Annotated in this window: 25 protein-coding genes and 1 riboswitch; of the genes, 10 read left to right on the plus strand and 15 right to left on the minus strand. The window is 46.4% G+C overall.

The window, feature by feature from the left end; translation table 11 throughout:
- Positions 1-9: 9 nt before the first annotated feature.
- The 9 genes from ccsB to G358_RS0119735 form a co-directional block, all read right to left on the minus strand.
- Complete coding sequence (gene ccsB / locus G358_RS0119695) at positions 10-1,257, minus strand: c-type cytochrome biogenesis protein CcsB (RefSeq protein WP_019638973.1); 1,248 nt, start codon at positions 1,255-1,257, stop codon at positions 10-12.
- Complete coding sequence (resB, locus tag G358_RS0119700; RefSeq protein ID WP_019638974.1) at positions 1,254-2,930, minus strand: cytochrome c biogenesis protein ResB; 1,677 nt, start codon at positions 2,928-2,930, stop codon at positions 1,254-1,256. Before resB ends, ccsB begins: the two co-directional genes overlap by 4 nt.
- Before the next feature lie 18 nt (positions 2,931-2,948).
- On the minus strand, positions 2,949-3,479 hold the full coding sequence (locus G358_RS0119705) for a redoxin domain-containing protein (protein ID WP_019638975.1): 531 nt from the start codon (positions 3,477-3,479) through the stop codon (positions 2,949-2,951).
- 121 nt (positions 3,480-3,600) lie between these two features.
- Positions 3,601-4,344, minus strand: coding sequence for a pseudouridine synthase (locus tag G358_RS0119710; RefSeq protein WP_019638976.1), 744 nt, complete (start codon positions 4,342-4,344; stop codon positions 3,601-3,603).
- A 177-nt stretch (positions 4,345-4,521) separates the two neighbouring features.
- Positions 4,522-5,055: a spore maturation protein gene (locus G358_RS0119715; protein ID WP_019638977.1), complete on the minus strand. Its 534-nt coding sequence runs from the start codon at positions 5,053-5,055 to the stop codon at positions 4,522-4,524.
- Positions 5,056-5,061: 6 nt separating this feature from the next.
- Positions 5,062-5,691 (minus strand): nucleoside recognition domain-containing protein, encoded by a 630-nt coding sequence (locus G358_RS0119720; RefSeq protein ID WP_019638978.1) that lies wholly within the window; start codon positions 5,689-5,691, stop codon positions 5,062-5,064.
- A gap of 29 nt (positions 5,692-5,720) precedes the next feature.
- Positions 5,721-6,887, minus strand: coding sequence for a D-alanyl-D-alanine carboxypeptidase family protein (locus G358_RS0119725; RefSeq protein ID WP_420836068.1), 1,167 nt, complete (start codon positions 6,885-6,887; stop codon positions 5,721-5,723).
- Positions 6,888-7,029: 142 nt separating this feature from the next.
- Positions 7,030-7,509: a GerW family sporulation protein gene (ytfJ, locus tag G358_RS0119730; RefSeq protein ID WP_019638980.1), complete on the minus strand. Its 480-nt coding sequence runs from the start codon at positions 7,507-7,509 to the stop codon at positions 7,030-7,032.
- 113 nt (positions 7,510-7,622) lie between these two features.
- A complete protein-coding gene (locus G358_RS0119735; RefSeq protein ID WP_019638981.1) occupies positions 7,623-8,336 on the minus strand; it encodes a DUF2953 domain-containing protein in 714 nt (237 codons plus the stop codon).
- 159 nt (positions 8,337-8,495) lie between these two features.
- On the opposite strand from G358_RS0119735, the gene G358_RS0119740 reads away from it, so the two are divergent.
- Together G358_RS0119740 and scpB are read left to right on the plus strand one after the other, a co-directional pair.
- Positions 8,496-9,290 (plus strand): segregation and condensation protein A, encoded by a 795-nt coding sequence (locus tag G358_RS0119740; protein WP_019638982.1) that lies wholly within the window; start codon positions 8,496-8,498, stop codon positions 9,288-9,290.
- Positions 9,259-9,888 (plus strand): SMC-Scp complex subunit ScpB, encoded by a 630-nt coding sequence (scpB, locus tag G358_RS0119745; RefSeq protein WP_019638983.1) that lies wholly within the window; start codon positions 9,259-9,261, stop codon positions 9,886-9,888. The genes G358_RS0119740 and scpB overlap by 32 nt, the downstream gene beginning before the upstream one ends.
- Before the next feature lie 106 nt (positions 9,889-9,994).
- Here scpB and ribH read toward each other — a convergent pair whose 3' ends face one another.
- The 6 genes from ribH to G358_RS0119775 form a co-directional block, all read right to left on the minus strand.
- Complete coding sequence (gene ribH / locus G358_RS0119750; protein ID WP_019638984.1) at positions 9,995-10,462, minus strand: 6,7-dimethyl-8-ribityllumazine synthase; 468 nt, start codon at positions 10,460-10,462, stop codon at positions 9,995-9,997.
- A gap of 170 nt (positions 10,463-10,632) precedes the next feature.
- Positions 10,633-11,859, minus strand: a complete 1,227-nt coding sequence (locus G358_RS0119755) for a bifunctional 3,4-dihydroxy-2-butanone-4-phosphate synthase/GTP cyclohydrolase II (RefSeq protein ID WP_019638985.1) — start codon at positions 11,857-11,859, stop codon at positions 10,633-10,635.
- 71 nt (positions 11,860-11,930) lie between these two features.
- Complete coding sequence (ribE, locus tag G358_RS0119760; protein WP_019638986.1) at positions 11,931-12,611, minus strand: riboflavin synthase; 681 nt, start codon at positions 12,609-12,611, stop codon at positions 11,931-11,933.
- A gap of 56 nt (positions 12,612-12,667) precedes the next feature.
- Positions 12,668-13,774, minus strand: coding sequence for a bifunctional diaminohydroxyphosphoribosylaminopyrimidine deaminase/5-amino-6-(5-phosphoribosylamino)uracil reductase RibD (gene ribD, locus G358_RS0119765; protein WP_019638987.1), 1,107 nt, complete (start codon positions 13,772-13,774; stop codon positions 12,668-12,670).
- Between the two features lie 301 nt (positions 13,775-14,075).
- A riboswitch (FMN riboswitch) is annotated at positions 14,076-14,250 on the minus strand.
- A 146-nt stretch (positions 14,251-14,396) separates the two neighbouring features.
- The gene (locus G358_RS0119770; protein WP_019638988.1) at positions 14,397-14,678 is read right to left on the minus strand and encodes a hypothetical protein; all 282 of its coding nucleotides are present in this window, start codon (positions 14,676-14,678) and stop codon (positions 14,397-14,399) included.
- A gap of 112 nt (positions 14,679-14,790) precedes the next feature.
- Positions 14,791-14,979, minus strand: coding sequence for a hypothetical protein (locus tag G358_RS0119775; protein ID WP_019638989.1), 189 nt, complete (start codon positions 14,977-14,979; stop codon positions 14,791-14,793).
- 664 nt (positions 14,980-15,643) lie between these two features.
- On the opposite strand from G358_RS0119775, the gene G358_RS33520 reads away from it, so the two are divergent.
- From G358_RS33520 to G358_RS0119815, 8 genes are all read left to right on the plus strand, one after another.
- Positions 15,644-15,826: a hypothetical protein gene (locus G358_RS33520; protein ID WP_019638990.1), complete on the plus strand. Its 183-nt coding sequence runs from the start codon at positions 15,644-15,646 to the stop codon at positions 15,824-15,826.
- Positions 15,789-18,533 carry a hypothetical protein gene (locus G358_RS0119785; RefSeq protein ID WP_019638991.1) on the plus strand — a complete coding sequence of 915 codons (2,745 nt, stop codon included), beginning with the start codon at positions 15,789-15,791 and terminating at the stop codon, positions 18,531-18,533. The genes G358_RS33520 and G358_RS0119785 overlap by 38 nt, the downstream gene beginning before the upstream one ends.
- The gene (locus tag G358_RS0119790) at positions 18,530-19,297 is read left to right on the plus strand and encodes a hypothetical protein (protein ID WP_019638992.1); all 768 of its coding nucleotides are present in this window, start codon (positions 18,530-18,532) and stop codon (positions 19,295-19,297) included. Before G358_RS0119785 ends, G358_RS0119790 begins: the two co-directional genes overlap by 4 nt.
- A gap of 156 nt (positions 19,298-19,453) precedes the next feature.
- Positions 19,454-20,179, plus strand: coding sequence for a hypothetical protein (locus G358_RS0119795; protein ID WP_019638993.1), 726 nt, complete (start codon positions 19,454-19,456; stop codon positions 20,177-20,179).
- A 13-nt stretch (positions 20,180-20,192) separates the two neighbouring features.
- The gene (locus G358_RS0119800; RefSeq protein WP_019638994.1) at positions 20,193-20,987 is read left to right on the plus strand and encodes a hypothetical protein; all 795 of its coding nucleotides are present in this window, start codon (positions 20,193-20,195) and stop codon (positions 20,985-20,987) included.
- Between the two features lie 159 nt (positions 20,988-21,146).
- Complete coding sequence (locus G358_RS0119805) at positions 21,147-21,815, plus strand: hypothetical protein (RefSeq protein ID WP_019638995.1); 669 nt, start codon at positions 21,147-21,149, stop codon at positions 21,813-21,815.
- 21 nt (positions 21,816-21,836) lie between these two features.
- Positions 21,837-22,265 (plus strand): hypothetical protein, encoded by a 429-nt coding sequence (locus G358_RS0119810; protein WP_019638996.1) that lies wholly within the window; start codon positions 21,837-21,839, stop codon positions 22,263-22,265.
- Between the two features lie 60 nt (positions 22,266-22,325).
- Complete coding sequence (locus tag G358_RS0119815; protein WP_020722885.1) at positions 22,326-23,084, plus strand: phage tail tape measure protein; 759 nt, start codon at positions 22,326-22,328, stop codon at positions 23,082-23,084.
- Positions 23,085-23,282: the final 198 nt, after the last annotated feature.

A 23,282-nucleotide genomic window follows, 5' to 3' on the forward strand; every position in this document is an offset into this window, starting at 1 on the left:
ATTATATCATTAGTCCGTACCCGCGTAAGAATGTAAACCAGCGATGATTAGATTAACCCCAACGAGCGTGAACATGACAACTAAAAATCCAAGAACGGCAAGCCACGAGGCTTTACGGCCATGAAATCCCCTGGACAAGCGAAGATGGAGATACACACTATAGAATAACCAGGTTATTAAGGCCCATACTTCTTTCGGATCCCAGCCCCAGAATCTTCCCCAGGCCTGTTGGGCCCATATCATCGCAAATACGAGAGCTCCAAGCGTAAACACCGGAAACCCGATCGCGATAGCCCGATAGCTGATTTCATCCAGGTCATCCGCGTCCATTCCTTTAAGAGCCGGGGCAAGCGCCTCGCTGAGCGGCTTGCGCAGCACAAGCCGCAACACGCCATATAGTAAGGTGCCTGTTATTAAAGCCCATACGATCGTGTTGGATTTACGGCCTGCATTCACTCCTTTAAACCAGGAGGGGACCTCCACCAGCGGTTTACTCATACCAAGGAAAGAGTCTGCACTCTCCAGCTGACTCTCATAAGGCGCCACAATAGGCGGTAAGTTATACACTTCCTTAGTACCGCTGGACTGTTCAGTTGCTTCAGCACTTTGCGTGAATACCGCTTCGTATCCTGATGCGCGGAATGCAAAGACTGAAACAATAAAGCCCACTACTATAATAATAGAATAAAACGTAATTTCAAGCCATAGTTTCTGCCTGCGGGCTGATTTATCCGTCCCTTTGAAATCAATTGTCCGCAGCAAACACATTAACCCGGCGATAAAGCCGACGGCAAAAAATGCATCCCCTGCCGCAGCAAGAGTAACGTGAATATAAAGCCAAATGGACCGCAATGACGGAATTAATGGCTGCACGTCCCGTGGAAAAACGGCAGCATAGGCCATGACCACGATGGCCAGCGGTAAAGCGAATAAACCAACCAGCTCTTTACGGTAAATAAGGTAAACGATCGTAAAGGCTACAATAATCATTAACGACAGGAAGGTCATAAATTCATACATATTACTTACCGGAATATGCCCTGACCAAGCCCATCTTGTAGCGACATATACTAAATGGCTAAGTAAACCTAATAAAGTAGTGACAAATGAAATTTTCCCCCATTTCCGCTCATGCTGCTTAGGGTCGCGATTTTTCCACGTTTTTCCTGTAATTGTCACCACATAGAAACAAAATGCCACACAATAGAGTAAAAAAGCAATGACAAATGCCTGTTTACTTACCTCCAATAAATTCATGACCGGTTTCCTCCGTTATCCAAAGACTTCTCATCCACTTCAATCCCCATTCCCTGCAGGAACGAGGAAACTTCACGCCGCATTCCGAACCAGTTCTTCGTCGTATGTCCGCCTAACGTTACAATGCCATCATCCACGCGCAGCCAAATTCTGCGATGCTGCCAGTAAAAGCCCATGATCAGCCCGATCATGACGATGCCGAGTCCAGTCCAGACAAAAGGCATGACGCGATCAACGCGGATGTTCAAATAGCTGTTGTATTCAATAATATCCACATCCGTCATAGCGGCTAAATCCAGCTCAAGCTTGTTGTTGGTTCCGCCAAGTCTTTGGTTCAGCTGGTCCTGACCATAATACTGCTGCTGCTGCAAATAAGGGAAATAAATGTATTGTCCCCCGTCTTCGGGCAGACCGGGTCCCGTAATCGTAAATAAAAACGCCGGAGCGTTCGGCTCCCCGGATTTGGAAATTGGTCTTTTTTGCTCATCCAGCCCAAAATCCATATATTTGTCTTTCAGCACCAATTTATAAGGACCTACTTGATACTCGGTGTCGGGATCATTCATCGTCAGCTTGAATTTACCGTAAACCTCGCCTGTCTCCTTATCGACGAGCGTCGGCTGCACGGAACGGAGTTCCGATATATTCTCAAAGCTGAATTGATAGGCTTGGAAGCCTTTATAGTTCAAAGGGTCATTTACCTGGATATTATGACGGTGGACTTCCTTCAGCTCGGGTTCAGCCAGCGGATCATCGCAGCGGGCAACGCATTGATACAATACCGCTTTTGTTTCAAACAGCTTAGGAACAACTTTCCCCTGGTCTTTGAAGTCCTCGGACATTTCATCTTCCGTGTAATATTCCACCGTGAACTTCTCGTTTTTCAAGTAGAAATGAGTGTCCGGGATAGGCGTAATTTCACCTTCCGGAAACCAGTAGTGCTCATCCATATGAAGTCCTGGCAATCCGCGAAATAAAACGGCAAGCAGGAATACGATCAAGCCAATATGGATGACATACGGGCCCCAGCGGCTGAATCGCTGCTTCTCGGCAAGGAGCGCTCCGCCTTCTGTATGAACGCGGTATCCTTTCTTCTTCAGCGGAGTTACCGCACGCTCTATCCAGGCTGCGCTGTTCTCATGGATCGGCCCTTGATATACAACCCTTTGACGCGTGAGAAACTGCATATGCTTGCGGATTTTCTGCTTTGAAAGCGCCCGGTAAAGCGGCAGCACACGGTCCAGGCTGCAAATGACCAGCGAAGCGCCAATCATGACGAGCAGCAGAATAAACCACCATGAGTTAAAAGTATCGGATAACCCAAGCTTGTAATAGATGTGGCCAATCGTGCCGTATTTCGTTTTATAATAAGTTTCAGGATTAATGGTGACGAACATCGTTTCCTGCGTGAAGACGGTTCCAAGCATTGCGCCTACTAAAGTAATAATGATTAAATAAACGGCGACTTTGACCGAGGAAAAAAAGTTCCAAACTTTATCAATAAAATTCGGGTTGGCCCGTTGTGAACGGCGTGCTACCCCGTCGTAGCGCATTTCCAGCAGTTCGCCGGAATTTTCCATTTTCTCCTCAAATTGAGGCTTCCCGCAAGCTTCGCACAGGACGGTACCAACCGGATTCTGATGTCCGCATTCGCATTTTGTATTTTTAATCAATGTCTAACCCTCCTGTTCTCATCGGGATTTCACAAGCCGATCAATTTGCTTGTCAAGCGTTTTTAAATCAAGCTCGCCCTGAACGATGGAGGTAATCTTGCCATTTTTGTTTACAAAAAAAGTAGTCGGCATCGGCACAACTCCGTATTTGCCGACGATCTCCTTCTTCTTATCGAATAAGATCGGAAAATCTACCCCTGTCTGCTTCACGAAGTTTTTCACAGTCAAATCATCCTCTCCGGTATTGATGCCGAGGATGACCACGTCCTGATCCTGCCATTTCTCCCACTGAGTTTGCAATGCCGGCATTTCATTGACACAATACGTGCACCAGGTAGCCCAGAAATTAATGACCAGCGCTTTGCCCTCATATTTCTCCAGATTATGTACCTGCCCGTCGAGACCACGCAAATTAAAGGCAGGAGGTGAATCGCCGTTCTCAGGTCTGGCCTTCTCACCTCCAAATACAGCAGTGCCTATTGCATAACCGCCCAAAATGACAATGAGCGTCAATATAATAATTTGAACCGGACGTCTAGCTCTACCCATTATCAGCACTCCTTCTATGACAAATCTCATAATTTATGGACGAAAGGTGAATATCCTATGAACATTATAACGAAAAGTGTCATAGATTCCGCTAGGGTAAATTTGAACTTTATGTGTCCTTCTATCGTTTTCCTGGCTTTCCCGCGTTTCTTGCCTGCTTGAACAGCCCCTCTACTTCCTCCTTGGTCAAATGCCGATACAGCCCTCTTTTTAAATTTTCAAGGAAAACGCCGCCAAAAGAAATTCTTTTCAGCTTGACGACCGGATGCTGAATCGCCTCAAACATTCGCCGCACCTGGCGATTTCTGCCCTCATGGATCGTAATCGAAATCACCGATTGCTTCCCTTCAGGGTCCACATCGTAATATTCGACTTCCGCCGGAGATGTCAGGCCATCCTCCAGCATAATGCCCTGCTTCAGCTTGTCCAGTTCTGTGCCGTGCGGCACTCCCTTTACAGTGGCCAAATAGGTTTTCGGAACATGATGCTTCGGATGGGTCAGCAAATGCGCAAACTCGCCATCATTAGTTAGCAGCAGCAATCCTTCTGTATCATAGTCCAGGCGGCCTACAGGATAGAGGCGCTCGGGTATGGCTTTCAAATAGTCGGTGACAATTTTTCTTCCCTGCGGATCGGATGCGCTCGTTATGACCCCTTTAGGTTTGTTAAACATAATGTACAGCTTCTTCTCCGCACCGACCGTTTTTCCATTTACGGTTATTACATCCACGGCAGGGTCGGCCTTCGTTCCCAGAGCTGTAACGGTTTCCCCGTTCACTTGCACCAGCCCGTTCAAAATCATTTCTTCACATTTGCGCCGCGACGCCACGCCGGCGGCGGCTAATATTTTCTGTAATCTTTCCATTGTTTTTTCGTCACCTCATAAACATGATACATATAGGAAAGAAAAATCACAATAGGATGGACCCAAGGGGGGACTCAGACGTCCCAGCTTAAAAATAAAAGGCTTGTATTCCATCAAAAGAAGCCGCTCAACTATAATTTTATAGTTGATACGGCCACCAGCGCTATCCGTTATTGTTCAACTGAAAATCAGCAAGCATACACCGATTGCGGCGACAAACCCGACAAAATCGGAGAACAGGCCGACCTTGAGGGCATAGCGCCCATTTCGAATACCGACAGCCCCGAAATAGACGGTCAGCACATAAAGGGTAGTGTCGGTGCTGCCTTGGATCGTGGAGGCAATCCGGCCAATCATTGAATCTGGGCCATACGTTTTGATGAGGTCAGTCGTAAATGCGAGGGAGCCGGTTCCTGTCAGCGGCCGGAGAATGCCAAGCGGTAAAATCTCTGCCGGGACTTGCAGCTTCTCCAGCCATGGCCCCATCCAGCCTACAAAAAACTCCAGCGCTCCTGAAGCCCGAAACACACTTATCGCTACCATCATTCCCACCAAGTGGGGAATAATGCCAATCGCTGTTGAGAAGCCGTCCTTCGCTCCCTCTACGAAAGATTCATAGACGGGAACCTTTTTCATAAAAGCATATAATGGAATAAACGCAATCATCGCAGGCACTGCCCAAGCCGAAATGATATTAATCCACCCTAACAAGGACAATCACCTCTTCAGAGTTATTGTGGCAGCAGGCGCAGGCGGGGTTGGCGTACGGCGAAAAGTCCTGTTTCTGTACCAGCGGTCAGCCGCGACTGCCGCCGTAGTGGCAATCGCTGTAGCTAACAGAGTCGACCCGACGATCTCCGCGGCATTAGCCGAGCCAAAATTCAGACGGATCGCGATCAGCGTAGTCGGAATTAATGTGATGCTGGCGGTGTTCAAAGCAAGCAGCGTGCACATGGCAGCAGAAGCAGTTTCCTTATCAGGATTGAGCTCCTGCAGTTCCTGCATCGCCCGAATCCCCATCGGAGTCGCCGCATTTCCGAGCCCAAGTAAATTGGCGCTCATATTCGAAAGAATATACCCCATCGCCGGATGATTTTTCGGGACGTCTGGAAATAAATATCTGACTACCGGGCCAAGAAGGATGGAAATCGCTTTTACGAGCCCGGCATCCTCTGCCATGCGCATCATTCCCATCCAGAACACAAGTACGCTAATCAGTCCAAAACAAACGGTGACGCCGGTAGCCGCCCCTTCAAACGCAGCTTGCGTGACGAGATTAATGTCCCCCTTTATCGCCGCAAAGGCAAAGCCGATTATAATGAGGCCCAGCCAGATTTTATTTACCATCGTCCTGCCTCCTCCTCTCCTCCAGGGTATTAACTTTTTACATGATCTATGAGCAGTAGCGATTTAATGACAGCCGCGAACGCGCTTCGCCATGCAGGTTTAATATTTGCTGACAATCTGGGATTTACGTCAGGCGAGGGGATGAAGCTCCCCTGCTCGTAAACAGGAACCCGCCCGATCTCCTGACCGTCCAGCGAAATTTTTATGTGCCCCCGGTATCCAAATGCATTGGCTCTTGCGTTCTGAAGAAGCAGCTTCCGCTCGATTCGTTCATATTCCCCGCCCGCGAGCGCATAACTAAAGCCGGCTCCGGTAACGAGCCCGTTTTCTACGGGCTGCCTGTCTTCAATAATTTGCTGCAGCGGGAAATGGGCAAAGCCATAATCCAGCAGCTTCTGATGGTCATTCCAATCATCACCGTCATTCAAGGTGACGACAGCCAGTTGCTGTCCGGCACGGCTTGCCGAGCTGACCAGACAACGGCGGGCAATTTTCGTATAGCCTGTCTTCACTCCATCTGCGCCTTCGTAAAAGCGAAGCATTTTATTTTTGTTATCCCATTTATAATCCCAGGGGTGATTCGGGTTAGGGGCCTTTTTGGTCTGTGTTTTTACGATTTCTTTAAAAATCGGATTTTTAAGACTATAGGCGGTAATGACCGCTAAATCATTGGCCGAGGAATAGTGGCCTTTGGCGTCTAGTCCATGCGGATTTTGAAACCGGGTATGCTTGAGGCCGAGCATTTTTACCTTTTCATTCATTAAATGCACAAAGCCTTCCTCTGATCCGCCGACATGCTCCGCAATCGCTGTTGCCGCATCGTTCCCAGAACGCAGCATTAACCCGTAGAGCATATTTTCCAACGTCATCTCTTCCCCAAGTTCCAAGTAAATCGAGGAGCCTTCTTTGCGATACGCATGTTTAGAGACGCTCACCTTCTCATCCAGCTTGCCATGCTCGATCGCTACGATCGCTGTCATAATTTTAGTCAAGCTGGCCACGGGCATTTCAGCATCTCCCTGATGGCTGTACAAAATGCGGCCCGACTTGACATCAATCAGTGAAGCAGCCTGCGCGTTCGTGGCAGGGGCACGAGAAACGGTATTTTCTTCTCCAGCAGCCGCGGTGCTGATGAGCAGAGATACAACCCATACTGCAATGAAGCTTAAATGTAATCTCGAGCGTTTTGTCATCATGAACTCCTCCGCTATGTGGCGCTAATACTTGTACACTATATGCAGGAAATAAAGGGAGTATGTCCCTCGCCCCGGCAAAAAAAGACCCCTCCCGAAATTGGCGGAAAGGATCGCTTCAACCCTATCGGCTTGTCAGCCCACTTTAGCTATACGTATTTCCATCGTGTTGATTTGTTACGGGAACATCTTGTACCGAACCGGTTTGAGTCGTCCCGGCCCCGTTGTTAGCCGGAATCATCGATTGAATTTTGTCCATCACATACGGAACAGCATCAATCATTTTCTCAAACAGATGGGTTTGGTTGTCAAGCGGAACGATGTGTACGCCTTGCTGGCCAACGACCAAAAAGGCAATCGGATTTATCGACACGCCTCCCCCGCTTCCGCCCCCAAAAGGACGTACTTTGCTCGGATCAGATGAACCGGAAGATGGGTGGCCATTTTCATCTACATTAAAATCGCTACCTCCAGCAGCAAACCCGAAGCCTACGCGGCTAATCGGCAAAATGACGCTTCCGTCCGGAGTTTCGACAGGCTCACCGACTATCGTATTTACATCCACCATATCTTTGATGTTTTCCATGGCTGTTTGCATCAGCCCTTGGATCGGATGATCTGACATGGATTACTCCTCCTCTTCAAATTAAAATAATGAGAACCGCCTTCACTCCTACAGTTTGCTCAACCGGGAAACGTAATATGCGCCGAAAAAAGAACAAAAGAAGGTCAGCCGGCTTAAGACCGCGAGCTCCCTTCTTTACGTCCTTTGGCGACGATATCCAGCCATTTTTTGACACCGCCTTTTACTTTTAACACTCGAACGATAAGTACGAATGCGGCGTAAAGCGCATAACTGCAGCGTATTTTACCTTGACACTCGAATTCGGTAGCAAACAGCGGAGGCTGGCCAAAAACAGGCACAACGAACAACCTGGGGCTGTGCTTTAAACAGATATGATATGACAGCCAGCCTACTAGCGTAGCCTTTACGCCCCACAGTGCTCCGGTCAATGTGGCCGTATGCGCCGCGTCCGTTAAGGCCACATTCGTTGACCAATCGAGCTTGTTGAACGTAATATGCTTCAGCGTGCTGTTCATCCATTTCTTCAATCCCTTTGTCGCCCGCAACAATCGATAAAACTCATCCGCCCATAATCGGACCTTATCCTTATCGATCTCCTGTTCATCGCTGGCAGCGTGATCTTGCCTCAGATTGTCCGTCCGATTTTGCTTCAGAAAAAACCCTTCTTTTATATTTTTAAAAATAATGTCGGGTATTTCGTAGCGCAGACGTATGATACCGAAGAGCATGACAACTTTAAGCTGAACATACTCATTCCGATTTTTTTTTCGGGCGACCAAATGGAACTTAATCGGAGATAGCAAGATACCAACAACAGCTATAATGAGGAACAACAGGATCAGGATGACTCCGAGCCAAATCCACACAGGAAAGCCCTCCATACCAATGCAAATGACCATCTTGAAATAGTATGGCTTCATAAAAAGGAAATCATTCGTCATTCGCCAATTGCCATTCATTCATGGAACAGGAATCGTTCTCGTGATATACTATAAATATTTCATACGGGGGCGGAGGAATACAGATTGACAGTGCTTTATAAGCTGGGAACCTTTGAAGGACCACTGGATTTACTGCTGCATTTGATCGACCAGGCCGAAATCGATATTCATGAGATTTCTGTTAGTGAAATCACGGACCAGTATCTCGAATATTTGCATAATATGCAGGAGCTGGAGCTGGAGATCACCAGTGAGTTTCTTGTCATGGCGGCAACGCTGCTGTCCATGAAAAGCAAGCAATTGCTGCCCAAACCGCCCGTTATCGAATTGGACGATGATTTTGAATATTACATGGATGATGAAGAAGATCCGAGGGATGAGCTGATCCGCAAGCTGATCGAATACCGGAAATATAAAGGAATCGCCGAGCACCTGCATGAGCGTGAATGGGAAAGAAGTCTCATCTTCTCGAAGGAACCGGAGGATTTAACCCCGTTCATGCCCGAAGTAATTGAGAATCCAGTCAAAGGGCTGCATGCCAGCGATTTGATCGCGGTCTTTCAGAAAGCGCTCCGCAGGGCGGTTAAACGCAATGTGGTTGCGCGCATACACCGGGATGAAATTTCCGTAAAAGACCGGATTAAAGATGTCATAACCGCATTTGGACATATGGGACAAGGCGGGAGACTGCTGTTCTCCAAGCTGCTGCATCCCGAAATGTACCGCCATGAAATCGTCGTTACATTTCTCGCTATATTGGAATTGATGAAAATGAAGCAGATTGTCTGTTATCAGGACAAGCTGTTCGAAGATATTGTTATGGAGTGGAGAGGGGAAGTTAAGATCGATGAATTTTCAGGACTTGAAATCGATTATTGAAGGCTTGCTGTTTCTGACTGGAGAAGAAGGGATAAGCGTCAAGCAGCTCGCGGAGGTGACTGAACAGCGTCAGGAAGTTATACTTGATGCGCTGGCGGATATGAAATCCTCCTTTGAGCGCGCCGGGAGAGGTTTGCAAATTGTACAGATTGCCGGCAATTACCAGCTGGCCACCCTGCCTGAGCATGCTCCATATTTCGAGCGGCTAGCCTATTCTCCTTCCCGCTCTTCGCTGTCGCAGGCTGCACTGGAGACGCTCTCTATTATCGCCTACCGCCAGCCGATCACCCGGATCGAAGTGGAAGAAATCCGCGGCGTAAAATCGGAACGGGCGATTCATACGCTGGTTAACAAGGATCTGATCGAGGAAGTCGGCAGAGCTGAGGCGATTGGCCGGCCGATCCTATACGGTACGACGAATGCATTCCTCGATTATTTCGGACTAGCCAGTCTGCATGACTTACCGGATTTAGCCGATTACGAAAACGCGGAACATCTGGAGGAAGAAACACAGCTTCTCTTTCAGAAGCTGGAGGAGCAGCAGCTAACTTTTGACGATGTAAATGATGATAAAATGAATGATGATAAACTAAATTAGTCCTTGTTTCGATAGTTCATATTTTGATTAACTAAAACAGCGTGCAGAGCAAAGTATCTCCGATACTTGCCGCACGCTGTAGCTTTCTGTATTCGTAAAGTCCGTATTATTTCATCAAATTCGTCAAGTTGGCCATTTCGATCGCAGCCATCGCTGCATCCCATCCTTTATTACCTGCCTTCGTACCTGCCCGCTCGATCGCCTGCTCGATGTTTTCCGTCGTCACTACGCCGAAGATCGTCGGAACGCCTGTTTTGAGGCCGATCGCCGCTACCCCTTTCGCCACTTCGTTGCAGACGTAGTCATAATGAGATGTCGAGCCCCGGATGACCGTGCCGAGCGTAATAACGGCGTCGTATTTACCGCTTTCGGCCATTTTTTGCGCGGTGAACGGGATTTCGAATGCTCCCGGAACCCAGGCTACGCTAACTTCTTCATCCTTCACGCCGTGCCGCTTCAAAGCATCGAGCGCTCCGCCCAGCAGCTTGCTCGTAATGAACTCGTTAAAACGGCCGACCACGATACCATATTTCAAACCTTCCGAGACGAGATGTCCTTCAAAAACGTGTGCCATAACTAAATTCCTCCTGATAAGTAAATTGTATTTATTAGTTGTAATTTTTATTTTGCAAATTGTGCATTTGTTACTTTGTAATTGGTAATTAACAATTGGTAATTTGTGATTGGTAATTTGTGATTGGTAATTTGTAATTTCAAACCGTACATCGTGCAATATTAATCCGGTTATTCGTTCTGCTCGATGACGTCAAAGTTGAGCAAATGCCCCAGTTTCTTCTGCTTCGTATGCAAATAATTGCTGTTGTCCTCATTTTCATGGATCTGGATCGGAACACGGTCCACGACTTCCAAACCGTAGCCTTCAAGTCCCGTAATTTTCCGGGGATTGTTCGTCAACAAGCGGATTTTGCGGACGCCGAGGTCCTTCAAAATTTGTGCGCCGATGCCGTAATCCCGCAAGTCGGCCGGGAAGCCCAGCTTCAGGTTGGCATCTACCGTATCGAGCCCTTGCTCCTGCAGCTTGTAGGCCTTCAGCTTGTTAATCAGCCCTATGCCCCGTCCTTCCTGGCGCATATACAGCAGAACGCCATTGCCTTCCTCTTCGATTTGCCTTAGCGCCGCCTCGAATTGCGGTCCGCAATCGCAGCGGTGTGAATGAAATACGTCTCCGGTTAGGCATTCGGAATGCACACGGACCAGCACCGCTTCTTCGCTGGCGATTTCCCCTTTGACAAGGGCGACATGCTCCTTGGAGTCCACATCATTCGAATATGCGATCGCGCGAAACTCGCCGTAGTCAGTCGGCATGCGTACCTCAACCTCGCGGGTAACCAGCTTCTCTTTCTCGTTGCGGTAATGGATCAAATCCTTTACGCTGATCAGCTTCAAGTCGAACTGCTTAGCGATCTCGACCAGGTCAGGCAAGCGGGCCATCGTTCCGTCTTCCTTAATGACCTCGCAGATGACCCCGGCCGGGTAAGAACCACACATCCGTGCCAGGTCGACAGCGGCTTCCGTATGCCCAGCACGCCGCAGTACTCCGCCTTTCTTCGCGATTAGCGGGAACATATGCCCCGGTCTGCGGAAGTCGGATGGCTTCGCATTGGGATCCATAATCGCTTTCACCGTTACAGCCCGCTCATGTGCGGATATCCCGGTAGTTGTGTCATTATGATCAATTGAAACTGTAAAAGCAGTACCATGAAAATCGGTATTTTGCGCTACCATCGGCTTCAGATCAAGCTCTTCGGCTCTTTCTGCCGTAATCGGCATACAGACAAGCCCGCGCCCTTGTGTAATCATAAAGTTGATCACTTCCGGCGTCGCCTTTTCAGCAAGTGCGACAAAATCCCCTTCATTCTCCCGGTCTTCATCGTCCACAACGATGATCACTTGCCCGCGCATCAACTCGTAAATGGCCTCTTCTACCCGGTCTAATTTAATGTCACTCATAATTTTTGCCCCTCCTTTAGCTATGCAAATCCAACGCTGTGACCAGATTGCTGTCCTCTGCTGCTTAAAATTTACACAAATCCGTTCTTCATCAGAAACGGCATATCGATACCGGACGGAGAGTCTTCCGTCCCGGACTGCTCTTCCGCGTTAACTCCTTTGCCATAGGCAAGCAGATGCTCTACATATTTGCCAAGAATATCGCATTCCAGATTGACCGTATCTCCTTGGCGCTTAAATGCCAGAACGGTTTCCGCCAACGTGTGGGGAATGATCGATACGCTGAAGCGGTGCCCCTCTGCGCGAACTACCGTCAGGCTTATACCGTCAATGGTAATGGAGCCTTTTGGGATAATGTATTTGAACAAAGACTTCTCCACAGGAGAAATATCGAAAACGACCGCATTTTGATCCTGTTTTATTCCCATGATTGTCCCTATTCCATCTACGTGTCCTTGAACGATATGTCCGCCGAAGCGGCCATCGGCAGCCATCGCCCTTTCCAGGTTCACCTTGCTGCCCGATCTGAGCTGACTTAAGTTCGTGTTGCGATACGTTTGCGGCATCACGTCCACCGTAAAAGATGCACGATCAAATTGCGTTGCCGTCAGGCAAACTCCGTTCACGGCCACGCTGTCTCCCAGCTTCATTCCTGCCGTTACCGTGCTTGCCGATATGCTGATGACCATCGCCTCGCCCTTGCTTTGCACCGACTTGATCGCCCCGACTTCTTCCACTAATCCAGTAAACATGCGGTTCCCTCCTTCCTCCGCTTGCTCCAACGGTTAACCCTTCACTTCATTTCACTTCACTTGGCATTCCAGACAGGATATCCCGTAATACAAACATTGTCGCCGATTTGCTCCACGGACAAATCGCTTAAGGCAACCGCATCCGCCATGAGGTCAAAACCTTCGAACACAAAGCTGCCCGGTGCATGCAATCCGCCAATAATTTTAGGTGCCAGAAACAAAGCTACTTCATCGACCAGCTTGTTTTGCAGCAGCGATCCGTTAAGCCGACCTCCCCCTTCGACAAGAAGGGAACATATCCCGAGCTCGCTAAGCCTTTGCAATCCGGAGCGAAGATCCACCTGCGGACCTTCACCACAAACGATCACTTGAATTCCCCGCTCTGAAACAGCTGCCCGTCTCTCTGCCGCAGCCCTCTCCGTAGTCAGCACAATCGTCGGTGCAGCCCCGTCGCGGAGCACTTTGGCTTCGTCGGGTATGCGAAGAGTAGAGTCGACGATAATTCTCGCCGGAGAAATGCCTGGTACGGTCAGTCTCGTCGTTAAAGACGGATCATCGGCAATCACCGTATCCACGCCGACCATAATTCCATCGTGCCGATGGCGCATCGTGTGTACGAGTTCACGCGATTGTTCGTTGGAAATCCATTTGCTGTCTCCGCTTCTCGAAGCGATTTTCCCATCCAGAGTGCTGGCGGTTTTGATCGTGACATACGGCAGTCCGGTCGTAATGTTCTTGATGAACCTGCGGTTCAGCCTGATCGCCTCATCCCGCAGTACACCGATGTGTACTTCAATCCCGTTTCGCCGCAGCAGCTCAATGCCTCTTCCCGCAACCTGAGGATTTGGATCTTCGCACGCCACAACTACGCGGCTTACTCCGGCCTTGATCAACCCTTCGCTGCACGGGGGCGTCGTTCCATAATGGCTGCACGGTTCGAGCGTGACATACACTGTACTTCCATTTGCCGCTTCCCCCGCCATATTAAGCGCATGGACTTCCGCATGGGGGGTTCCGCGCTTCAAGTGGCTGCCTAGCCCGATCACTTCACCATCCTTCACAATGACGGCTCCGACGACCGGATTAATGCCGGTTTGTCCCTGAGACCTGTTCGCCATGTCGAGTGCGAGCCTCATGTAGTATTCGTCATTAATGATCTCCAATTTTCCCACCTCCGCTGTCAGCAATAGAAACAACCCCGTCGGCCAATCCGATGGGGTTGATGAGAGTGATATACGCAGTAAGCAATAAATGGATATCGCAAACGAAACGAACGAATGGGCCTAGTAACAACAAGATCCCATTTGCCGTTATCGATCATATCCTTTCTCAAGTATCTTAAGCTGGCACAAATAGAGCTTCATAACGAGCCCCAATTTGAGCGCACTTTGTGAAAAATGGTACTTGAAATTTATGATTGCATGAGTTGGATATACTCGTTTAAGTTACGTCATATATCCTGCGCGTTTCCTTCTCCCATCCAGACTATACTGTCGGTCCCGGAATCTCACCGGCTCAGCCGCATGCTTCATATGTAGCGCAAGCGGGTCACGGACTTGTACTTCCTTCAGCTCATATTGTTGAGCTAGAAGCAGTCATCACCGTCGGTAGGGAATTTCACCCTGCCCCGAAGTTAACGTTAGAATATTTAATTGTCTTCTTAACTCACTTACTCAGTTGAAGTATAAATGACTTCGTTTAGATGTTACCACCAAAAAAATTAAAAAGCAAGGCGCTAATGTACAGCCCACCTTGCAAAACCCCGCTTTTCACTTGACTCTCTTATCATATTTGCTCCGAAAAGTGATCTTGTAAACTTTTATTGCTGTGTACGGTAAATACGTATTTCCACTTATTTTCTTCCGGTTCAAGCCATTCAAATAAATACGATATGCTGTGTCCTGTCTTCCTCACACTGAAGCATCGTATTACTGTCTCCTGATTATAAGAGTAATCTACTAGTAATTTGCCTACTTCAATAATCGGCGCCTCCACTTCTTTACCGGCGCATTCTTCCGCATCTTTCTTCCGCAAAAAAACACTGCCGCAGTGCACACAGTTATACATCGAATACCCCCTATGATTTTATATCAATTCAATTTTCATTTTTATCAGATTACATTTACGTGAAATAGTTCTAGGCTCACAAGGACTTTATATCAAAATATAAATGAAATACTTACAAAGGTTCCGTTGTTGAATGCTCGATTATTTCAACCGCAGTGTAAATAAATGCTTTGCCTTTTTTAGAGTGTTTGAGAAAAAGAATATCTCTTGCAGCCATCATTTTCAAGCCATTGTTTTCAATAGGTACAAGGACATACTGACCTTTTTCCCGGTAATAATTGCGATTGCGGTTGTAGCTCACTAATTCGATATGCTCTTCTAGTAATTAAATATTCCACACTTATCATCCGGTAACTAAAAACCCCTCACTATTCAGAAAATGCGTAAAACTTGCTGATCTCATCGGTATTCAGATACTCCTCATTATTCAGGCCGCGCAACGAAGTCAATGAATGTGCCTTCAAATTTCCGATAGCACCATGCGAAGAACCTCATAAATATTCCGATCAGAATCTGCCGTGAATGGGAACATATGTTTGCTATCTAAAAATATCCATGCTAGTATTACCTTATTGGTAACATCGGGTTACTTTTTATTAAAACATGATGGAGTTGAGATTTCAATATGAAAAAACAGAAAACATGGTACAAATCCGGGAAAACCACTCTACGCGCATGCTTTCCTGTATACCTACCTACTAAAGAAAGACTCTTAAAAGTCGCCGCAAGCTTGTTCAACGATAATACCATTTCGGTAATAAGGAGGGGTTCCACGGAACCGTTCCACGTCTTCGGACATCACTTTAGATGTTCAAGTGCCATGGCCATGTGCTGACGGCCAATGAGTTTAGATGATTAAAGGACAAGCTTATTTCTCTTATAAAATGAAAAATATCATGGGAGGATCATTATGATTACAAGTACGAATAAGCGCTATTGTGCCTTTCCGTGGGGAGGTGATTTGGATGAGACGCGGACATTCCAGACTAAGCTGGCAAGACCTTTATTACGACGGCGAAATCGACGACAGATCCGAAATTTTTGATGAAGACATGCAGGAAATCATTATTATTACGGCAGAGGATCGTTATGCAGCAGGAGGTAATTATATTGGCCAAACCATCAGCTTCTTTAAAATACGTCTTTAAAATTCGTTCCTCCAGGCTCCGGAAAGCCAAGTGGAATCTTACCCTCTCGATTGATGAAGCAATGAAAAACGAAGAAATCGTAGCATTGGCGGATAGTACCGCGCTGCGGTTTATTTTGGAAATAGAACATAAAGAAAATCAAGATCCATACATATTGAGCATCAGAGAGCAAATCCATGCTTTAAAAATAGAAGATAACAATCTGGCTAACAAAAACAAGATCAGGTCCTTATATAAAAAATTGTACGAAGCCTCGTTCGTTTCAAGTTACCTAAGCGTCGTTATGGACAACAATCAGGACTATGACCGCTTAAACAGCAAAAAAGGCTTTTATATCAATGGCATAAAATATCGAAGATTGCTGGCAACAACAAGCGGAGCAAAGAATAGTACCGTTGTGTTTGTGAATTGTGACATCTACGACGAGCTAATGAGAAGAATTGATAACGGCAGGAATATGAACAAACCTTTTGTCCCTGCCAGACTTGAAGCTTACAAATCTTTAGTATGCAGTACGAGTACACCCGTGCCCCATCCTAATGGAATTCTGGTCGTCAACGATTGCGAAACCTCGTTTTTCAGCAATGTCATTGAAATTGACGATTCGGTCACAAAGAAGTTTCCAAAAATGAGATACAAAGAAAATTATGATATCAAACTGAACGAAAGCGATGGTTATGGACTGATCCTCCCTTCCCTTAGCCAAAAATGGGCCAAGCAGCTCGGGGAAAATTATATCCCTAGCGGCTTTTGCATTAGAAATGCTTTTGCAAAAGGCATGCTGTTTACGTTCGATTTCCACGCTTTTGCGGAGCAAATAGCTGAAAGCTATATCGTAATGGATGTTTGGGGACATGAAAGAGACATCCGTCAGGCTGAAGTTGTTCTGACGGCCTCCATGCTCAAGTTATGGGATTCCTATGATCATCTTGAGCACTATCTCCATCACTGCCGGCAAAACAACTATACCTTCAGCGTAACCAAAGTGACGCCGGAAACGCTGGAGGATGAACGAAACCTTAATTACCAGTTCATTCAGTCCCTGGATCTATCCGACGAGCAAATTCGAACGCTAATTACGCCGACCCTGAATGAAATCAATGATATTTTAGGGCTGGATCCCTACAAGAGCATTTTGTTTTTAAACGGCAAAGATATTACAGCAGATACTTTTCATAAGAAAGGCAATGATTTCTCCAAGGCCCTGATGGCTGATCCAAGCATCATTCATGATCCGTTCATAAGGAACAAAATTTACGGAATGATCAAGAAAAGAATGAACGACGCCAAGGTCGGCGTAATAAAAGTAGCCGGAAATTTTTCTACCATCTCAGGCGATCCCTTCAGCCTTTGTCAGAGCATGTTCGGAATGGAGGTTACGGGACTACTCCCAGCGGGCTCCTTCTATTCGGCATACTGGAATGACAGAAACGTCAGTCAGGTCGCCTGCTTCAGGGCGCCGATGACTTGTGCGGAAAACATAACAATTCTGCAATTGAAAAATACACCGGAAATGAATTACTGGTACAAATATATGAATACGGTCACGATTTTCAATTCATGGGACACCACCACCCACGCTCTGAATGGAGCGGACAAGGACGGTGACGCCGTCCTTACTACCAATAACAAGGTGCTGTTGGACAGCATCGAGAGATTACCTGCTATCGTATGCGTCCAGAAAATCGCCGAGAAAAAGATCGTAACCGAAAAAGACGCGATCCAAGCAAATAAAAACAGCTTCGGCGACGAAATCGGCAAAGTCACAAACCGGATTACGTCCATGTTCGATGTCCGCGCCAAATTTCCCAAAGACAGCAAAGAATATAAAACATTAACCTACCGCATTCAATGCGGCCAAAATTATCAGCAGAATGCGATCGATAAAACGAAAGGCATCAATAGTAAGGACATGCCCAAAGAGTGGTATGACCGCCATGCCGCCGACGCTTCAAAGGATCGGGAGATGAATCTGCGCATCCTCGCCGATAAGAAGCCTTATTTTTTCGGATACATCTATCCCGAGCTGCAAAAACAATATCGCGGCCATGTTAAAGCCTATGAAATGAACTGTATGGAAAGATTCAGAGTAAGCCTTAGCGAGCTTATGGTGAAAGAGGATCGGACAGACGACGAGCAATTATTTTTACAAAATTACTATGACTATATGCCCCTCTCGATCACCGAGTCCGTCATGAACAGATTGTGCCGAATGGTTGAGGACGTATTCGACCGCACGAAGGAAACCGCTTCTAATGCAGAATTTGACTACAGCATTTACAAAACAGCGAAGCCCTATTCCAAAAGAACCTATCAGCAATTATCCGAAGTATTGGAGAATTATCAGGAAAGCGTTAAAAGCCATGTCCTCTCAGCCAGGAAAGCTAGAATGACGGAAGATGAAGCTCAGTCCGCCAGAATGATGTTCAAGCAATCCTTCAAGCAGGAAGTATATGAAAAGTGCAGCAACACAGAAGATGTATGCAATATTCTATTGGATCTATGCTACAGCAAAAATACGACCAAACAAATCGTTTGGGACATTTGCAGCGATCAGATCCTATGCAATCTGCTCGAGAGAAAAGGTCATACCATCACTTATCCACGTTTGGATCGGTATGGCAGCCTTTCCTTCGGCGGAAGTTTGTTTTCGCTTGAAACCGTAAATTTAAAAGATTTTGATGATAAGGAGCTAGAACCCGCATGAAATTGATCATTAACGAAAAAGAGCTGGTTCAACAGGCGCTGACAGAAGGTTATATTCATCAGAAAACTTCTAAAACGATTACCTGTTTGATTAAACACTACTATTCGCTTGGTATGAATCGGCTGGAGGTTCGCGAAGAGATTGAATTTTTCATGGAGAACCATTATCCGCATTTCAACAGCGTTAAGTGGCAGGATACTTTGGACCGGTGGGTCAAAACGATTGAAAAACAACATCATTCGCTTCTAGAAATCACGGAAGTCGTCATAACGAATAAAGAATTGGAACATATCAAGAGTCTGAATAGTCTCGTTCATGAAAAGCTGACCTTCGTCTATTTGGTGTACGGCAAAATTTTCAACAAGATGAACGGCAATGACTCCTATTGGGTGAACACGCCGCGAAGCGACATATTCAAAGATGCCAAGATCACGGCGAATAACGTCAAGCAGGGCCTACTCGTCAATGATCTCATGACGCTCGGCGTTATTGAACCGACCTTGAACACCAAAAAATTGAGCAAAAGAGTGTTGTTTGCGGAGGATCAGGACACAGCAGGAATCATTGTGCGAGATTTCAGAAATTACATCTATCTCTACTTGGAGTGGCGGGGTGATAAGATCATGAGCTGCTGCAGCTGCGGCATCCTGCTTCGACAAACCTCCAATCGCAAGAAGTACTGCAGCGAATGCTCCAAGGCAAAACAAAAGGAGTGGCAGCGCAATAGCATGAAGAAAATAAGGGAACGTGTGTTCGTGAAGTGATGGAAAACTCTCTTAAACGTTGATACATCAGGACTTTAACAGAATCGGGCCAAATTTGTATTAGTGATAGGAATTGGAATATTCCTTTTAAATAAATATTTAGCTTTTAAGGAGGTGCTTAACTATGAATCAATCGGAAGGGATGGAGCCGCCGAAATGACCCTTGAAGAAGACATTCATCTGGCTTTGCTGGCGAATGAACCGGTGTTTGTCACAGATATCGGCCATATTCGCTCACCGAAGCTGAGAGATGTCATTAAGCTGGGGTACAGCAGCTACATGGACTCCCTGTCGTCTCTATTGTTTGACAAGTCACGGATATCCGGCTTGGGAGAAGTGCCAGAATCGGGATTTGTGCTGGCGTGTTATTTCTTCATGCAGAACGATCACTTCCGAAATTCGTTTTCCAACGGGATCCAACTTCTATTACAAAAAGAGATCGAGCTTGTAGATGCAGAGGAGGCTCCCTATTTCAACCTAGGAGATGGGATGACCCTACACGAAGGCAATTTTCAACGTTTCCAGGAAATTGTGAAAATCGCCAACAAAGCTGAATTAGCCGACGACAAGGAAAACTACAATCCTGGCAATTCCAAAGCCAAAGAAATGATTGAGAAGCTGATGAAGGGCAAGGCGAACAAGCCTGCCAAGAAACCGGTCATGAATTTGCACAGCATCATATCGGGTCTGTCCTGGAAATCGACCAGCGGCATAAACATCCATAATATTTTCGAGCTAAGTATTTATCAGTTCTATGACGGCTATTACCGGCTTGAAAATATCGATCATTACAACAGCGTCGTCACTGGCATTTATACCGGCAATATCGATGCAAAAAAGATTAATATGCAAGAAATCAATTGGACAAAAATCATTTATTAGGAGGAATTTTTTTATGGCAGTTACAAATAGATGGGCAGTACGGGACGTTGCAACAGCATCATTTTTCGATATCGAAACAGGGAAGTTGAAGCTTAAAATCGACACACTGAAAATGTCTAACATTGAGAACACCGCTGAAACGGTATATGCCGTAGGCGGCAGCGGCAATCCTAAATTGGTTGGCTTCTCGGGTGGCCGTTCTGCAAGGTTCGTACTGCAGGATGCCCTGTTCTCCAACGAAATGCTGGGCATGCTGCTTGGCAACGAGGTCACTTCCAGTGCGAAGAATGTCATTAAAAATGAAGTATGCGTAGTGAATGGAGATGCCGCTACACTTACATATACGCCGGCTAGCAGCGGAGCACTGGTTAGCGTGAACCTGCTCTATGCGGACGGAACGGTAGGCAAAGCCTTTGAATATGTCGCCTCAGCACCAGCATCGAACAGCTATACCGTAAGCGGCAAGACGGTTTCCTTCGCAAGCGGCGAAATTCCAGATCAAAGCAAAATCATCGTTTACTACGAAACAGCGGCAAGCCCGGATACGAAGGAAATCCGCGCATCCTCCGATAAATTCGCAGGCAGCTTCAAGCTTGTACTCGACGTTCTGGTGCGCGACTACCATCTTCAAAAGGACTATGCAGCTCAAATTACGGTTGATAATGCAAAGATCGAGGATAACTGGAACCTCAATATGCAGCCAGATGGAGAACCTTCTCCACTTGATATTCCGATGGAGGCATTGAAGCCAGCCGACTCCCACGATCTGTACGTGATGCGGATTTACGATGAGGAAGATTTGGCATAAGGACTCAGGGGGGGCTTCCCCCTCCTCCCTCCTTTCTTCTCATCTCAAAGCTAGTGAATGCGTCCTTTGCTCATTTTCAGATGAAAAGAAAACAGCTCATCACATTATTTTAATAGCAATGACTGCTTAAGCAGAATATGAACCTAGGAGATGATTTATATGGCGTCGACTGCGACTAAAGCGTCTACAACGGCCAAAACAACCGCAGCAACTAGAACAATCGAGGCGGCTAATAGCACCAATCCAAGCACCAATACAAGCAAAGCAATCAAAACTGCAGCTAGCAGCAAGAAATCCACCAAATCGAAAAAAGTAAAAAATACGAAGCTAACGTTAGATAACTTGGTTCAAGATGCAGATAAGTACGAAAAGCTGCATCGGGTCAGCTTTGAAGATGGCCGTTATACAGAGGTATATACCTGCTTCAGGCCAACGCGGATCGATGAAATGCTCGTTAATTTCTCTGAATTCATCACCGAGTATAATCGCAGATTTTCCGAGCTGAAAGAGAACAAATTAATGGATTATTTAAGCCTGCATATTCTGCTATTCTTCTCTACCTTAACGGAGCGGACCGATTATTCCTTTGATGAAAAAGTCGATATTTTCACTAAAATGCTGGACAGCGAGCTGGCCGAGACCATTTTTGAGCATTTTGACAAGACAGAAATCCAAAAAATCTACTCACGTATCTGGAAGAAATTCAGCATGTACGAGGAAATGGTCCAGGACAATATAGAGCTACAAAGCGGACTGCTGGATTACATCGATAATGCGAATTTAGAAAATACAGACGTCATCAAAAACGTTCTGATCCAAAACAACTAAATGCCAAAGGAGCGAATCGTTTTGAAGTTTTTTATTCATGAACTGGAATATGTCATCTCTTTTCTGTACCGTCTGAAATTGCTGGATTTTAGCTCTCGTATGAGAACCCGCTTTATTAAAATTTTGGCGGAGCGCTTTCAGCAATATAAGGAAGAATATTTGGACCTCGTGATGGAGCACTGTGTATTGGATGGCGATGGTCAGCCGGAAATTATTACGGAGGGTGAGGTCCAGCGTTACAACATCAAAGATCTTCAAGCGTTCCAAACGTCCCTTGCCCCCTTGCTGAATGAGGAATTCGTCGTTGGGATTACGGACAACAACCGAAACATGCTGAAGAGCGTTGCCTACTCCGTGCTGCATTGCGGTCTGGAATTCGCAGGCGACGATCAGTTCAAATACGATGCATTAGCGGCAAAATTTGAAGAACTGAATCTGGACGAATTTTAATATACAGTTTGTAAAAATGGCCATCGGTTGGTCATTTTTTTATTTAAAGGAGTGAGAACCATGGCAAATGATACGAAGATTTTAATTACAGCCGATATCAACATAAGTCCGTCAATCACCGCGCTGAACAAAGCTATAAAAAATATCGAAAAAAACCCTTCTTTGAAGAAAATCAAAATCAGTATTGAAATTGATAGACAAGAAAGCGATAAGGTCGGCAGCAGCTTCGGCCAAGCACTAAAGTCTGTTTACAAACAATCGCAAACTTTCATTAAAAATAACAAGGCTCTCTTGAAGCAAGGCATGCAGGATATTATTGGCACGATACTCGAGGTCGACACGCAAATTACGCAGCTCAAACGCGTGATGAATGAAGGAACAGATTTCGAGAATATGCTGCGCGGAAGCATTCAAACGGCGAATGAGCTGGGACATTCCATTAGTGAAGTAAACAGCCTGATGATCGATATTGGCCGCATGGGTTATAACGAGGAGCAAACTGTGGCGCTCTCCAAGACGGCCGCCCTGTTTCAAAACATCTCGGAGTTAACGCCGGATCAAACCATCCAGACTATGACGGCCGCGATGTCCGCGTTCAATATTGAAGCGGAGGACAGCATTCTAATTGCCGACAGGCTGAATGCCGTGGACAATAAATTCTCCGTGACAAGCCAGGATTTAGCCAGCAGCTTAACCCAGGCCGGTACTGCGGCCAGTAACTATGGAATTTCCATGGAAAAGCTGATCGGTGATACGACAGCCATTTCCATAGCTACGCGTGAGAGTGGTGAAGTGATCGGTAAACTCGTTGCCGCCTGATCAAGTGATTGATCAGTGAAAATCTCGACTAATGGACTTGGAACTCCTATTTTCAAAAATAGGACAACAAGGGGCAAGTTTAAATACAGCCTGAACGACTAAATGTCGAGACATCTTCCCTTCTTTAACTTTAAGAATGTAGAAGATGATGCGATAGTCTGAACACACTAGCAATAGTGTGAGAAGCGGTCGAGTGTA

Source organism: Paenibacillus fonticola DSM 21315 (assembly GCF_000381905.1).
Classification (GTDB): domain Bacteria; phylum Bacillota; class Bacilli; order Paenibacillales; family Paenibacillaceae; genus Fontibacillus; species Fontibacillus fonticola.

Bases quoted from the DNA above. Each gene is read 5' to 3' on its own strand.
- ccsB (WP_019638973.1), bottom strand. From the start codon at position 1,257: ATGAATTTATTGGAGGTAAGTAAACAGGCATTTGTCATTGCTTTTTTA.
- ribE (WP_019638986.1), bottom strand. From the start codon at position 12,611: ATGTTTACTGGATTAGTGGAAGAAGTCGGGGCGATCAAGTCGGTGCAA.
- G358_RS0119790 (WP_019638992.1), top strand. From the start codon at position 18,530: ATGAAATTGATCATTAACGAAAAAGAGCTGGTTCAACAGGCGCTGACA.
- G358_RS0119755 (WP_019638985.1), bottom strand. From the start codon at position 11,859: ATGAGTGACATTAAATTAGACCGGGTAGAAGAGGCCATTTACGAGTTG.
- G358_RS0119725 (WP_420836068.1), bottom strand. From the start codon at position 6,887: ATGATGACAAAACGCTCGAGATTACATTTAAGCTTCATTGCAGTATGG.
- G358_RS0119815 (WP_020722885.1), top strand. From the start codon at position 22,326: ATGGCAAATGATACGAAGATTTTAATTACAGCCGATATCAACATAAGT.
- G358_RS0119720 (WP_019638978.1), bottom strand. From the start codon at position 5,691: ATGGTAAATAAAATCTGGCTGGGCCTCATTATAATCGGCTTTGCCTTT.
- G358_RS0119805 (WP_019638995.1), top strand. From the start codon at position 21,147: ATGGCGTCGACTGCGACTAAAGCGTCTACAACGGCCAAAACAACCGCA.
- G358_RS0119705 (WP_019638975.1), bottom strand. From the start codon at position 3,479: ATGGGTAGAGCTAGACGTCCGGTTCAAATTATTATATTGACGCTCATT.
- ytfJ (WP_019638980.1), bottom strand. From the start codon at position 7,509: ATGTCAGATCATCCGATCCAAGGGCTGATGCAAACAGCCATGGAAAAC.
- ribH (WP_019638984.1), bottom strand. From the start codon at position 10,462: ATGGCACACGTTTTTGAAGGACATCTCGTCTCGGAAGGTTTGAAATAT.
- G358_RS0119770 (WP_019638988.1), bottom strand. From the start codon at position 14,678: ATGTATAACTGTGTGCACTGCGGCAGTGTTTTTTTGCGGAAGAAAGAT.
- G358_RS0119710 (WP_019638976.1), bottom strand. From the start codon at position 4,344: ATGGAAAGATTACAGAAAATATTAGCCGCCGCCGGCGTGGCGTCGCGG.
- G358_RS0119795 (WP_019638993.1), top strand. From the start codon at position 19,454: ATGACCCTTGAAGAAGACATTCATCTGGCTTTGCTGGCGAATGAACCG.
- scpB (WP_019638983.1), top strand. From the start codon at position 9,259: ATGAATTTTCAGGACTTGAAATCGATTATTGAAGGCTTGCTGTTTCTG.
- G358_RS0119800 (WP_019638994.1), top strand. From the start codon at position 20,193: ATGGCAGTTACAAATAGATGGGCAGTACGGGACGTTGCAACAGCATCA.
- G358_RS33520 (WP_019638990.1), top strand. From the start codon at position 15,644: ATGAGACGCGGACATTCCAGACTAAGCTGGCAAGACCTTTATTACGAC.